Annotated in this window: 12 protein-coding genes; 3 read left to right on the forward strand and 9 right to left on the reverse strand. The window is 71.8% G+C overall.

Features of this window, described 5'->3' with window-relative positions; translation table 11 throughout:
* Positions 1–190: 190 nt before the first annotated feature.
* From V1460_RS21240 to V1460_RS21250, 3 genes are all read right to left on the reverse strand, one after another.
* Positions 191–3,616, reverse strand: a complete 3,426-nt coding sequence (locus V1460_RS21240; protein WP_338675227.1) for an SMC family ATPase — start codon at positions 3,614–3,616, stop codon at positions 191–193.
* Positions 3,613–4,779 (reverse strand): exonuclease SbcCD subunit D, encoded by a 1,167-nt coding sequence (locus V1460_RS21245; RefSeq protein ID WP_338675228.1) that lies wholly within the window; start codon positions 4,777–4,779, stop codon positions 3,613–3,615. The genes V1460_RS21240 and V1460_RS21245 overlap by 4 nt, the downstream gene beginning before the upstream one ends.
* A 154-nt stretch (positions 4,780–4,933) precedes the next feature.
* Positions 4,934–5,560 carry a YigZ family protein gene (locus V1460_RS21250; RefSeq protein WP_338675229.1) on the reverse strand — a complete coding sequence of 209 codons (627 nt, stop codon included), beginning with the start codon at positions 5,558–5,560 and terminating at the stop codon, positions 4,934–4,936.
* A 95-nt stretch (positions 5,561–5,655) separates the two neighbouring features.
* On the opposite strand from V1460_RS21250, the gene V1460_RS21255 reads away from it, so the two are divergent.
* Entirely contained in the window at positions 5,656–6,063 is a 408-nt protein-coding gene (locus V1460_RS21255) for a CoA-binding protein (protein WP_338675230.1), read from the forward strand.
* Between the two features lie 23 nt (positions 6,064–6,086).
* Here the strand turns inward: V1460_RS21255 and V1460_RS21260 are convergent, their stop codons facing one another.
* Positions 6,087–6,659 carry an XRE family transcriptional regulator gene (locus V1460_RS21260; RefSeq protein WP_338675231.1) on the reverse strand — a complete coding sequence of 191 codons (573 nt, stop codon included), beginning with the start codon at positions 6,657–6,659 and terminating at the stop codon, positions 6,087–6,089.
* 95 nt (positions 6,660–6,754) lie between these two features.
* Here V1460_RS21260 and V1460_RS21265 point away from each other — a divergent pair, with 95 nt between their 5' ends.
* On the forward strand, positions 6,755–7,621 hold the full coding sequence (locus V1460_RS21265; protein ID WP_338675232.1) for a DMT family transporter: 867 nt from the start codon (positions 6,755–6,757) through the stop codon (positions 7,619–7,621).
* Between the two features lie 17 nt (positions 7,622–7,638).
* Here the strand turns inward: V1460_RS21265 and V1460_RS21270 are convergent, their stop codons facing one another.
* A complete protein-coding gene (locus V1460_RS21270; protein WP_338675233.1) occupies positions 7,639–8,436 on the reverse strand; it encodes an acyltransferase in 798 nt (265 codons plus the stop codon).
* Between the two features lie 109 nt (positions 8,437–8,545).
* Here V1460_RS21270 and V1460_RS21275 point away from each other — a divergent pair, with 109 nt between their 5' ends.
* On the forward strand, positions 8,546–9,772 hold the full coding sequence (locus V1460_RS21275) for an aromatic acid exporter family protein (protein ID WP_338675234.1): 1,227 nt from the start codon (positions 8,546–8,548) through the stop codon (positions 9,770–9,772).
* A gap of 117 nt (positions 9,773–9,889) precedes the next feature.
* Here the strand turns inward: V1460_RS21275 and V1460_RS21280 are convergent, their stop codons facing one another.
* The 4 genes from V1460_RS21280 to V1460_RS21295 form a co-directional block, all read right to left on the reverse strand.
* A complete protein-coding gene (locus tag V1460_RS21280) occupies positions 9,890–10,063 on the reverse strand; it encodes a CsbD family protein (RefSeq protein ID WP_338675235.1) in 174 nt (57 codons plus the stop codon).
* 420 nt (positions 10,064–10,483) lie between these two features.
* Entirely contained in the window at positions 10,484–11,020 is a 537-nt protein-coding gene (locus V1460_RS21285; RefSeq protein WP_338675236.1) for a gamma carbonic anhydrase family protein, read from the reverse strand.
* A 46-nt stretch (positions 11,021–11,066) separates the two neighbouring features.
* Positions 11,067–11,768 (reverse strand): DedA family protein, encoded by a 702-nt coding sequence (locus V1460_RS21290; RefSeq protein ID WP_338675237.1) that lies wholly within the window; start codon positions 11,766–11,768, stop codon positions 11,067–11,069.
* A gap of 279 nt (positions 11,769–12,047) precedes the next feature.
* Complete coding sequence (locus tag V1460_RS21295; RefSeq protein ID WP_338678138.1) at positions 12,048–12,485, reverse strand: DUF4442 domain-containing protein; 438 nt, start codon at positions 12,483–12,485, stop codon at positions 12,048–12,050.
* Positions 12,486–12,738: the final 253 nt, after the last annotated feature.

The raw sequence follows: 12,738 nt of genomic DNA on the forward strand, positions 1-12,738 counted from the left end.
GCGTACGCCGCGATCCGGCGGTACCGACGGCGGGCGAACCGGTCCGGACCGGGGCGGCACACAAGCGCGCCACGGCGGATACACCGACCCCTATCGCGCGCCGGCACGCCCGACCGGCACGTGACGGGCCGCAGATCTGATCCGGTGACCACCAGCGTCGTGTACTCGCCCCGGCCGACGGGGCAGCGCGTCAGCCCCTCAGCGGCGTCATGCGCAACCGCACCCGGGAACCATGCCGTTCTTTGAGGACTTCCAGCTGAACCGGCACACGGCGGCGCAGATCGGCGACATGGCTGACGATCCCCACGCTGCGGTCGCGTTCGCGCAGCGAGTCGAGCACGTCGAGCACCTCGTCGAGCGTCTGATCGTCCAGGCTGCCGAAGCCTTCGTCGATGAAGAGGGTGTCCAGGCGCACACCACCGGCCTCGTCGGTCACCACATCGGCGAGCCCGAGCGCGAGGGCCAGTGAGGCGAAGAACGTCTCTCCTCCGGAGAGGGTCGCGGTGTCCCGCTCCCTGCCGGTCCAGGCGTCGACCACGTGCAGTCCGAGACCGGCGCGCTTGCCACCGGCTCGTGCGTCCGAGTGGACCAGGGAGTAGCGCCCCGCGGACATCCGCTGGAGTCGGGAGGTGGCCGCGGCGGCGACCTGTTCGAGGCGGGCAGCGAGTACGTACGACTCCAACCGCATCCTGCGCTCGTTCTCACCGGATGTGCCCGTGGCGAGAGCGGCCAGGCGGGCGAGACGGTCGTACTCCTCCCGCAACGGTCCGAGGCGGCGCACTTCGGCGGCCGCCTGTCCGGAGAGCCGGTCTACCTCCGTACCGCGCTCCCGGGCCGACGCGAGCGCCGACGCCGCTTCGTGCAGCGCCCGTTCGGCGGCGGTGTGCACCCGTTGCGCGGCCTCCAGGTCCGCGGGCGGGCGCTCGGCCGCGGCCCGTGTACCGGCCTCGGCGAGCCGGTCGGCGACCGCGGCGGCTTCCCGCTGCCACGCGTCGAGCCGCCGCTGCAACTCATGCTGCTCGGCGTCGCCCAGCAGCGCCGAAGCGGCATCGGCGGGCGTGCGGTAGCCGGCGCGGTAAGCGGCGTCGGAAAGCCGGTCGTCGGCCGCCTTCAGCCGCTGCGCGGTGTCCTCGGCGACCCGAGCCGCATCGGCGGCGGCGGCAAGCAGGCTGATCCGCCGTTCAAGCAGTGCCACCTGCTCGGCGACGCTTCCCGCGCCCGCGGTGGCGCGGTCCACCTCCGCGTCGATGGCGGCCAGTTCGCCGTCGAGTGCCTCACGGCGTGATGTCCGTGACGCGGCGCGCCGCTCCGCCGCCTGGCGCTCGGCGAGCCTGCCCGCGTGTTCCCGCTCGGCCCTGTGCAGGGCCTCGCGCGCGTCATGGATCCCCATCGCCAGCAGCTGCGCCTCGCGGTGCTCGCGTTCAAGCCGCTCCACGGCACCGGCCAACTCGGCCATGCCAGGCTCGGGTCCGCTCGGACCTTCAGCCCCGGTCGCCGCCGGAACCGAGACCCCGGCCCGGGCCCCGACTTCGACTCCGGTTTCGGCATCCACTCCGGTTTCGGCATTCACTTCGGTTTCGGTCTCGGCCTCGCAGACGCGCGCGGTCGGTCCAGGCCGGAAGACGTCAGGCCCGGACGGGACGTCGATCCGCCCGATCGCGGCAGCGGCCGGGCCGCGCAGCGCGTCGGACGATGCCTCTTCCGTGCACTCGGGCCGCCGCATGCGCGGAACCAGCCCGGCCGCAGCCCCCTCAGCACCGGACGCCCCGTCGGCGGCAGCGGCCGGCACGGCAGAGCACCCGGTGGTGGTCACCACGCCGGTCACGCCATCGGTGCCGGCCGAGCCGGACTGCGTCCGCTCAGAGGGAGCCGGTGCCAGCTCACGGACGGTGCGGCGAGTGGCCGCCAGGGTCTCGTGGACGACAGCGAGTTCGCGTTCCGTGTCGGCGCGCTTCGCGTCGGCCGTCGTATACGCCTCATAGGCCTCGCCTTCATGCGCGCGGTCGACGGGCTGCTCCTCGGCGCGGGCCGGTGCAGGGTGCTCGGACGAGCCGCAGACCGCGCACGGCGTTCCCTGCCTCAGGCCGGAGGCCAGCTCGGCCGCGATCCCGAGCAGGCGCCGCTCCTTCAGGTCCAGCCACAGCTCACGCGCGCCGTTGGCCTGGTCACGGGCTGCCCGGAGGGCCGTGTCGAGTGCGGTGGCGCGGTCGGCGAGCCGGTCTCGCTCGCGACCGGCGGCCTCCCTGCGAAGGGCACGGTCGAGCCGGCCCGCGAGGTGCTCGGCGCGGGTGGCTGCGTCCCGCGCGGTGTCGAGGCGGGTCTGGAGGTCCCCGCGCAACGCTTCCCATCCGGCGAGCCAGGTGTCCGCATCGCGCAGGAGTTCCTCGTCGGCCCGGGACTGCCGGTCCGACTCGGCGCGCTCGCGGCGGAGTTCGGTGCCGCGGGCTTCGGCTCGCCGAGCCGCGTCGAGACCGCCGAGCTCCTGCCGCAACTCGCGCTCCAGCGCGGAGAGACGTTCGCCGCCCGCGTCGGCGAGCGAGCCGGGCAACGACCTCCGCAGCAGCTCCCACTCACTACGCGCCGACCGGTGCTCCCGCTCGGCATCATCCCGAAGTCGCAAGGCCGGGCTGACGAGCTCCGCCTTGCGTGCCCCGTCGAGAACGGCCTTGACCCGGTCCCGTTCGGGCTCCGCCGCCTTCAGTTCGGCCAGCCGCCCGCGGGTCTCCGCGTGCCGGCCCTGGAGCCGTGCCAGCTCGCGCGCTTCGTCCAGTGCCCGGCCCGCCGCCTGCCGGCGGATCTCGGCGGCGTCGAGCGCACACACCGCGATATCGAGGGACTCCCGCGCGTCAGTGCGAGCCACCGCCGCCCAGTCCAGGACGGAGACGGCGAGGCCGGGATCGCCCGGGCGGCCGTCGGGGGCCGACCGGTCCCGTCCGGCGCCGCCCGCCGCCTGCGCCATCCGGTGCGCTACGCCCAGCAGCCGCTCGTCTCCCTCGCGAACCTGCTGCTCAGCCCCGCGCCGCAGCTCCGCGAGCCGCTCTTCGACGGCGGCGAAGCGCCGGGTGTCGAAGAGCCGCCCGAGCAGTCTGCCGCGCGCCTCCGCGTCGGCCCGCAGGAAGCGCGCGAAGTCGCCCTGCGGCAGCAGGACGACCTGGCAGAACTGCTCCCTGCTCATTCCGAGCAGTTGGGTGATCTCTTCGCCGATCTCCTGATGAGAGCGGCTGAGCGGCTTCCACTCACCCCGCTCGCGGTCGTACTCCCGCAGGCCGCTCTGGGCCTTCTCGGTGGTGAAGCCGGTGCCCCTCAACTTGGGCCGGGTCTGCGCGGGCCGCCGGGTGATCTCCAGTCGGCGCCCGGCCACCGTCAGTTCCAGGCACACCTCGGTGGACGTGCCGTGTACGGCGTGATCACTGCGCAGCGATGCACCGGGGTTCTGCCGGTCGCCGGGTACCGATCCGTAGAGCGCGTAGCAGACGGCGTCGAGTACGGAGGTCTTGCCCGCGCCGGTAGGGCCGTGCAGCAGGAAGAGTCCCGCCGTGCTGAGCGTGTCGAAGTCGACTTCCTGCCGGTCGCCGAAGGGTCCGAAGGCGGTCAGAGCCAGTCGGTGGAGCCTCACACCGCCACCTCGCGCGCCGCCGAGTCGACCCGTACGTCGTCGAAGGCGCGGCGCAACACCGCTCGCTCCTCTTCGTCGGGCCCGGCCCCGCCGCGCACATGCGCCACGAAATCCTCGGCGATCTGCCGGTCGTCGCGGCCACGCAGCCGCTGGCCGTAGCTGCTGCCCGGCCCTTCCTCGACGCGTTCGGGCGCGAACACCAGGTTGAGGACGTGCGGGAACCGTTCGGCCAGCCTGGCCATGGGGTCGCTGGGGCGCACCGGGTCGGTGAGTGTCGCCTCGGTCCAGGACTGCTCATGGCGTGCCAGCGCCGGGTCCTGCAGGAGTTCCTCCAGCCGTCCGCTGATCCGGGCCAGCGGGCGGGGTACGGGGCAGTCGACGCGCTCGGCGGTGACAGCGCCGTCGGGCCCGAGATCGACCAGCCACATGGTCTTGCGGTGACCGGTCTCGGAGAAGGAGTAGGCGAGTGGCGAACCCGAGTAGCGCACGCGTTCGTTGATGGTCTGGCAGCCGTGGAGATGTCCGAGGGCCGCGTAGTCGACGCCGTCGAACACTCCTGCGGAGACGGCCGCCACCCCGCCCACGCTGATGTCCCGCTCACTGTCACTCGGTAGTCCGCCGACCACGAAGGCGTGCGCGAGTACGACGCTGCGCGTGCCCGGCGGGCGCTGGGCGAGGTCAGCCCGCACCAGCCGCATCGCGGCGTCGAGCACCGCCTCATGCCCGGACTCCGGTGCCCGCAGTTCGTCCCGCACCAGGGAGGGTTCCAGGTAGGGCAGTCCGTAGAAGGCGACATCACCGTGAGCATCGTCGAGCACGACCGGAGTGGCGCACTGCGCCGGTGAGGTGCGCAGATGGATACCGGCACGTTCCATCAGCCCGGCCCCGACGCCGAGCCGCCGCGCGGAGTCGTGGTTGCCGGAGATCATGAGCGTCGGTACACCGGCGTCCGCCAGCCGGTGCAGTACGTCGTCGAAGAGTTCCACCGCCGCGAGCGGCGGCACGGCCCGGTCGTACACGTCCCCCGCCACCAGGACCGCATCGACCTCCCGCTCCCGGACCGTCGCCACCAGGTGGTCGAGGAAGGCCGCCTGCGCGTCCAGCAGACCCACACGGTGGAAGGACCGCCCCAGATGCCAGTCCGATGTGTGCAGAATCCTCACGAGACCGCCCCGACCTGCATGCTTCCATTCCTCTTCCGCCCGCTGCCACGGACCCCCACGATCAGCAGCGACCACGCTACCGCCCTGGCGCTCCCTGCGGGCCCGCTACACCCGGTGCCGGTCGGACCTGACCGGCACCGACCCTCCGCCCGCCTCACGCAGGACCGTAGGCCTCCCCGCCGAGCACCAGCTCCGCCGTACCCGCTGTGCTGTCCGCGACCCAGGCCCGGAAGCTGTCCACATCGGACTCCGGCAGCCCGACCTCGATGGTCACCGACTCGCCGTAGTGCACCTCCCGCACCGAACGCCCGGCCGCCCGCAGGTCGTTCTCCAGCCTTCCCGCCCGCTGGTGGCCGACCGTGACGGTGGCGAGCCGGAAGCGCCGGCGGGTGACGGTGCCCAGGGCGTCGAGGGCCTCGCCCACCGCACCGCCGTACGCGCGGATCAGCCCACCGGCGCCGAGCTTCACCCCGCCGTAGTAGCGGGTGACGACGGCCACGGCGTAGCGGACTTCTCGTCGCGTCAGCATCTGGAGCATCGGCACGCCGGCCGTGCCACCGGGCTCCCCGTCGTCGCCGGCCCTCTGGACGGCGGCGTCGGCGCCGATGACGTAGGCGTAGCAGTTGTGGGTCGCGGCGGGATGCTCCCTGCGGATGCGTGCGATGAAGTCCTGGGCCTCCTGCTCGGTCGCGGCGGGCGCGAGCGCGCAGATGAAGCGCGATCGGTTGATCTCGATCTCGTGCGCGCCTTCGTGGGCGACCGTCCGGTACTGCTCCTGCATAGGGCCACCCTATGCGGCGCCGGTGACAGCGGCCGTGGCCGCGGGAGCCCGGGCGGACGGGGAATGGGCCGTGCCGCACACGGGTTGTGCCCGGCATGTACGCAGACGCAGAGACGATCCGCAAGATCCTGACCGGCTCCGGGGACACCTGGGCCGTGGTCGGCCTTTCGAACAACGAGTCCCGCGCGGCCTACGGCGTCGCCCGGGTGCTCCAGCGCTTCGGCAAGCGCATCGTGCCGGTGCACCCCAAGGCGGAGACGGTGCACGGGGAACGGGGCTACGCCTCGCTCGACGAGATCCCGTTCCCGGTCGACGTCGTGGATGTGTTCGTCAACGACCGACTGGCCGGTGCCGTCGCGGACGAGGCCGTGGCCAAGGGCGCGAAGGCGGTGTGGTTCCAGCTCGGCGTGATCGACGAGGAGGCGTACGCGCGGACCCGGGACGCGGGTCTTGAGATGGTGATGGACCGCTGCCCCGCGATCGAGATTCCGCGCCTGGGCTGACTGCGCCCAACCGCTGCCCGGCGTCAGCCGGCGGGAGGCACGGCGACCGCCATGGTCATCTCGACCGTGCCATCGCCCTCGTTCCGGTAGGTGTGCGGCACATCGGCCTCGAAGCTCGCCGAGGTGCCGGCCGGTACGAGGTGGGGCTTGCCGTCGACGACGAGGGTGAGCTCGCCGGTGGTGACATGGATCAGTTCGACCGTGCCGCTCGGATGCGGATCGGACGCGCTCTCATCGCCGGGGACGAGTGTCCAGGCCCACAGCTCCAGCGGCCCCCGGGCTTCCGCACCCACCAGCAGCGTGGTGGAGCTGCCCGCCGGGGTCGACCACATGCGGACCGCCTGCTCCGAGGGGACCAGGCGGACCTGCGGGCCCTGCTCGTAGTCGAGAAGGGTGGCGATGCTGATCCCGAGGGCGTCGGCGAGCTTCACGGTGGTGCCGACGCTCGGATTGGTGCGTGCCTGCTCAATCTGGATGATCATTCCCCGGCTGACGCCTGAGCGGGCGGCGAGGGCGTCGAGGGTGAAGCCGCGCTCACCGCGCCAGCGCTTCAGGTTGCGGGCGAGCGACTGCGTCAGCTGATCGAGGTCCGACACGTTCCATCCAATATTTTGATTGTCAGAGTTCAACAGGTTGCACTACGGTGGGCTGCACCCCATCGTTCATCCCACTGTACTGCGAGGCTTCACCCGTGACTGCGATGTTCGCCCTGGCCACCAGTCTCATGTGGGGGCTGGCCGACTTCGGCGGCGGTCTGCTGACACGTCGCATCCCGGCACTCACCGTCGTCGTGGTCTCCCAGGCCATCGCGGTGGGTGTGCTCGGCGCCCTCGTACTCGCCACCGGAGCTCTACGCGAGGCGGGTCCCGAGCTCTGGTACGCCGTGGCAGCCGGTGCCGCCGGCCCGGTCGCGATGCTCAGCTTCTACCGTGCCCTCGCGCTCGGACCGATGGGCGTGGTGTCCCCGCTCGGCTCGCTCGGAGTCGTCGTACCGGTGTCGGTGGGACTGCTGCTCGGGGATCGGCCGGGGCTGGCGCAGTTCGCGGGCATCGGTGTGGCCGTGGCGGGCATCCTCCTGGCCGGCGGGCCGGAACTGCGCGGCGCACCGGTGCAGCGGCAGGCGGTCCTGCTCACCCTGCTCGCGGCCTTCGGCTTCGGCGCGGTGATGGCGTTGATCTCCGAGGCCTCGACCACGCTCACCGGGCTCTTCCTCGCCCTGTTCGTCCAACGGGTCACCAATGTCGCGGTGGGCGGTGCGGCGTTGTGCGTGTCGGTCAGGCGCGGCGGTCGGGCCCTTCCCGAAGAGGGCGGCACGGCGGCCGTCAGGGCCTCGTTGCCCGCCCTCGCGTTCGTCGGGCTCGCGGATGTCGCCGCCAACGGCACCTACTCGATCGCCGCGCAGCACGGCCCCGTGACCGTGGCGGCCGTACTCGCCTCGCTCTACCCGGTGGTCACGGCGCTGGCCGCGCGGGGCGTGCTCAAGGAGCGGCTGCGCGCCGTGCAGGCGGCAGGTGCGGGGCTCGCGCTCATCGGCACCGTGCTGCTCGCGAGCGGATGATCCACGACGGGGCGGCGTCAGCGGGAAGACGGGCCGTCAGCCTCGTCCGACCTGAGTTCCCGTGTGAGCTCCGCTTCCATCTGGAGTTCCAGCTCCGCGAGCGCCCGCAGATCGTCCGGGGTGACGCCCTCCGGGATCGGCATCGGCGCCGGAGTGCGCAGCGGCGGCTGCCAGCCGCGCTCGGCGTCCCAGTGGCGCACCACCTTGGCGGGGGCCCCGGCCACCACCGCATGGTCCGGTACGTCGCCACGGACCACGGAACCCGCCGCCACCACCACATTGCGTCCGATGCGGGCCCCGGGAAGGATCACCGCGCCGGTGCCGAGCCAGCAGCCGGGGCCGATCTCGACCGGGTCGGTACGAGGCCACTGCTTGCCCACCGGCTGGTGCGGATCGTCGTAGCTGTGGTTGGTCGAGGTGATGTAGACGTACGGTCCGCAGTAGGTGTCCGAACCGATGGACACCCGGGTGTCCGCGATGACATGACTGCCGCGGCCGAGGACCACGCCGTCGCCCAGGGTGAGGATCGGGTCGGGCCCGAGGTCGAGATCCGGCATCATGCCGGCCGTCAGGGTGACCTGCTCGCCGATGATGCAGTAGTCGCCCAGCTCGATCCATGGCTCGCCGAAGACCGTGCCCTGCGGGAACGCCAGCCGGGTGCCCTCTCCGATCCTGCGGAAACGCAGGCGCCCGGGGCTCTCCGCGGTCACCGCACCCGTCCGCTGCACCCAGCGCCAGCAGCCCTGCACGGCGTTCGCCAGGACACGTCGGCGCCAGGCGGAGAGCGATGAGAACGTGTTTCGGTTCTTGGGCACCCGGACACGGTAGTCGGCGCTGAGCCGACCAGTCGGACAGCAGCCTGTGATCTTCGCCCCACGGCCGCGCCGCCCCACGTGCGGCGCATGCACACGGCAGTCTGGTCGAGTGTCGGAAGCCACGGAGCCACTGCGCCAGTTCGTACGGCGCCATCGTGAACCGGCCGTCGTCCAAACGGTGCGGTCGACCGCAGCGGCGGTCATCTCCTACGTCGTCGCCCTGCAGCTCAGCAACGAGGCGCTGCCCCTCACCGCGCCACTGACCGCGCTTCTCGTCGTGCAGGTCACCCTGTACTCCACGCTCACCACCGGGATCCGGCGCGTGAACGCGGTCGTCGCCGGTGTGCTCATCGCCATCGGATTCAGCTCGTTGGTGGGGCTGACGTGGTGGAGCCTCGGCCTGGTGATCCTGGCCTCCCTGGTGATCGGGCGGTTTGTCAAGGTCGGCGAGTTCGTGCCCGAGGTGGCGATCAGCGCCATGCTGGTGCTGGGGGTGACCCAGGTGACGGCGACGGCCTGGGACCGCGTCCTGGAGACCTTGATCGGCGCGGTCGTGGGCCTGGCGTTCAACGTTCTCTTCGTACCGCCCGTCTGGGTGAATGACGCGAGCCAGGCCATCGACGGGCTCGCCGCCCGGATGCGGAACCTGCTCGCTCATATGTCCGAACAGCTGGGCGAGCACACCCCCGTGGAGCGAGCGGCGGCCCAGCTGCACGAGGCCCGGCGCCTCGACCACGACATCTCCCATGTGGACGCGGCGCTGCGTCAGGCGGAGGAGAGCCTGCGCCTGAACCCCCGGGTCAAAGAGCCGGTGCTCTCCCGTCTGGTGCTGCGCACCGGCCTCGACGCCCTGGAGATCTGCGCGGTGATCCTGCGGGTTTCCTGCCGCACTCTCACCGATCTCGCCAAGACTCAGCCGTCGGGCACCCTCTTCCCGCCGCCCGTCACAGGAGCCCTCCAGGAGCTGTACGCGCACCTCTCCACGGCCATCGGGGACTTCGTCGTCCTGATCACCACGCAGGTCGCGGAGAACGCGGAGGAAGCGGAGGAGCGCCTCGCCGCCGAGCTGGCCGCGGGGCGGCGGAGCCGGGAGCACCTGGCCCTGCTGCTGCTGGGCATCCGGGCCGAGTCCGCGCACTGGCAGCTCCACGGGGCACTGCTCGCCGAGGCCGACCGGATCCTGGACGAGCTCGATGTGGAGAAGCGCAGCGAGCGGCTGATCGAAGAGCTCGACCGGCATTCGCGGAGCAGGTCGGCGAGCCACGCCTGGCTGGCCGAACTCAAGCGCCGTGTGCGGGGCAGCGTGCGGCGCGGTGGTGGGGAACTCGCCCCCTGAGCCTTCGCACGAGAGCAGAGGGCTGTCCCGCGATCCCCGGCCGGCGCGCGAGGGCGGCCGCACCCGACCGCACGGGTACGACCGCCCTGCCGATGGCCGATGGCCACGGCCTGGGGCTTACCGCCCGGGCCGCTTCATCCGCTCGGCCGCCTGCTCGGCGTTCTCCTGCGCCTTGCCCATGGCCTGCTCGCCACGGCCCTCGGCCTGCATGGAGCGGTCGCCCATGGCCTTGCCCGCGGTCTCCTTCATCTTGCCCTTGGCCTGCTTCGCCTTCGCCTTTGCCTTTGCCATGACGGCGTCCCTTCACGTGGGGGGTGGACTGGCATATCCACCTTGCGCCTATCACTCGCTGTCCGCAATCGGTGACGCTGAGCGCGCACTCAGTCGGGCGGCTCCGGCACCGGGCCGGTGTCCGGCTCCGGGTCGCCGTGCGGTTGAGGACCGGGCTCGGGCTCCGACGGCGACGGCTGGGGATCGCGAGGCACCGGCCTCGGGCCACTGGGCACCGGCTCAGGGCCATCGGGTGGCGGTTGGGTGGGTGTGGTCATCGGGGCACCTTTCCGAAGCCCGAACCGCTGGAGGAACGGACCGCATCGACTGCGTCGGCCGCATGGACCGCTGCCTACGTACGCTGCGGCTACCCGGGGGACAAGCGGTGAATCAGACGTACCGCCACCCGCCGCGCGAGTCGGCTGCACCTGCCTCCCGCGGTCAGCTCTCGGTCGCCGCCCGGTGCTCCTTGGCCAGCTCCAGGTACATCAAGGCGTTGACCTTGAGGCCCTCGCGCTCCTCGTCCGTCAACTCGCGCCTGACCTTGGCCGGCACACCGGCCACCAGCGAGCCGGGCGGAACCTGCATCCCCTGCGGCACCAGCGCCTGCGCCGCGACGAGTGAACCCGCTCCGATACGGGCGCCGTTGAGCACGGTCGCCCCCATGCCGATCAGGACGTCGTCCTCGACGGTGCAGCCGTGCAGCACTGCGTTGTGACCGACGGTCACCCGCTCGCCGACGGTCACCGGGCAGCCCGGATCGACATGGACGGTGCAGTTGTCCTGGACGTTGCTGTCCGCTCCGATCACGATCGGTCCGCAGTCCGCGCGCAGCACCGCGTGGTACCAGACACTGGAACCCGCTGCGAGGGCGACTTCTCCGATCACCACGGACGTGGGGGCGATGAACGCTCCGGGGTCGACTCGGGGCTCCTTCCCTCCGACTCCGGAAACCAGCGCCCGCTGTCCCTGTGCCATCACGTACTCCTCGTGGGATCGACCGCCGCGGCGGTTGGTCACATCGTCAGTTCTGCGCCGAATCGGCCTGTACGGCAGCGGCGGCAGTAGCGGCGACCGGGGGCGCGGCCGGTTCTCCGCCACCGCCCATGGCCTCGGTGCGTGCCGCCGCCTTCTTGGCGCGGCTCTTGAGGATCAGCATCGAGGCCACGCCGAAGAGCACGGCCAGGACCAGGCCGAGCCACGAGAAGCGCTTGAGCCAGGCTTCGGCGACGACGCCGACCGAATAGATGACCGCCGTGGTGCCGCCGGCCCAGAGGATGCCGCCGAAGACATTGGCGATCAGGAACTTCCAGTACGGCATGCGCAGCACACCGGCGAGAGGGCCGGCGAAGATCCTCAGCAGGGCCACGAAGCGGCCGAAGAAGACCGCCCACATGCCCCACTTCTCGAAAGACCGTTCCGCCATCGCGATGTTGGCCTCGCTGAAGTGCTTGGGGAATCTCCTCCCACACCAGGCGAGCAGCGGCCGGCCGCCCTTGCGGCCGATGGCGTAGCCGATCGAGTCACCCACGATGGCACCCGCGGTGGCGCAGATGCCCAGCACCCAGGGGTCGATCTCGCCGTGCTGGGAGGCGAGCAGGGCGGAGCTGACGAGGACGATCTCACCCGGCAGCGGGATGCCGAGACTCTCCAGCCCGATGACCACACCCACCAGGATGTAGATACTCACCGCCGGGATGGTCTCAAGCCACTCCTGGACGTGCACCGCCGGTCCTCCCGTTGTCGTTCGGCCCGGGCCCGTGATCGCCGGGCGTGGCGCGGGTGCGGCCGGTGTCGTCGGGCCCGTGCTGCCCGGCGTGCGCCAGATGGCGCACGCCGGGCAGCCTACCTGGTCACCGTTTGTCCGACTCCGGGCACCCCCGCACGCCGGGCGCCTCGGGCCGCAGACACCACCGCAGCGGGACGAGCGAAGCGCGCCGCCGCCCCGCCCTCCGCCAGGAGGACAGCGGGGGCGGCTCGCCGCGGCTGCCCATGCGGCGGCGGATCAGCTGTTGGGGCGCAGCGTCCACAGGACGGTCATCTCGCCTGTGACAGCGCCGTCCTCGCGGGTGATCGCGATCTCGACGGGGAACTCGGGCCGCTTGCCCGCGTTCAGCTCGGCGATGACGTCGGCGGCCGGGCGGCCCAACGCTGCGGTCGCCGTGACGACGCCCATGGCCAGCTTCCTGTAGTTGATCTCCGCGCTGACGGCGAGCGGCACGGCTCGGTTGAGGACCTCGCCGAAGGCGGCGATCACGATGGCGCCACTCGCGGACTCGGCAAGGGTGAACATCGCTCCGGCGTGCGGCCCGCCGACGTGGTTGTGGTAGGCGGCCTGGTCCGGCATCCGGACGACGGCGCGCTCGGCGGAGCTCTCCAGGAACTCCAGGTTGAGGGTCGCGGCCATGGGGACCGTAGCCAGGAGGATCTCACCGGCGGACATCTGCTCGTTGCTCATGACGACGGATGTTACCGACGGGTAGCCATCTTGACCATCCCCACCCGGCACGCGCACGGCCGCATCCGGCGCGATCCTGTATCGCAACGCCCCGCCCGACGCCCGGGCCCGACCGGGGCGACCGCCGTCGGCCAGTCCACCAGTCCACACCGACGAACGCATCCATTCCAATTCACCTGATTCCGAGCGCATTACGCCCCGCGGGGATTCCGCCACGCGCTCCGGCTCCCCACACCGC

Origin of the sequence: Streptomyces sp. SCSIO 30461 (assembly GCF_037023745.1) — a bacterium.
Classification (GTDB): Bacteria; Actinomycetota; Actinomycetes; order Streptomycetales; family Streptomycetaceae; genus Streptomyces.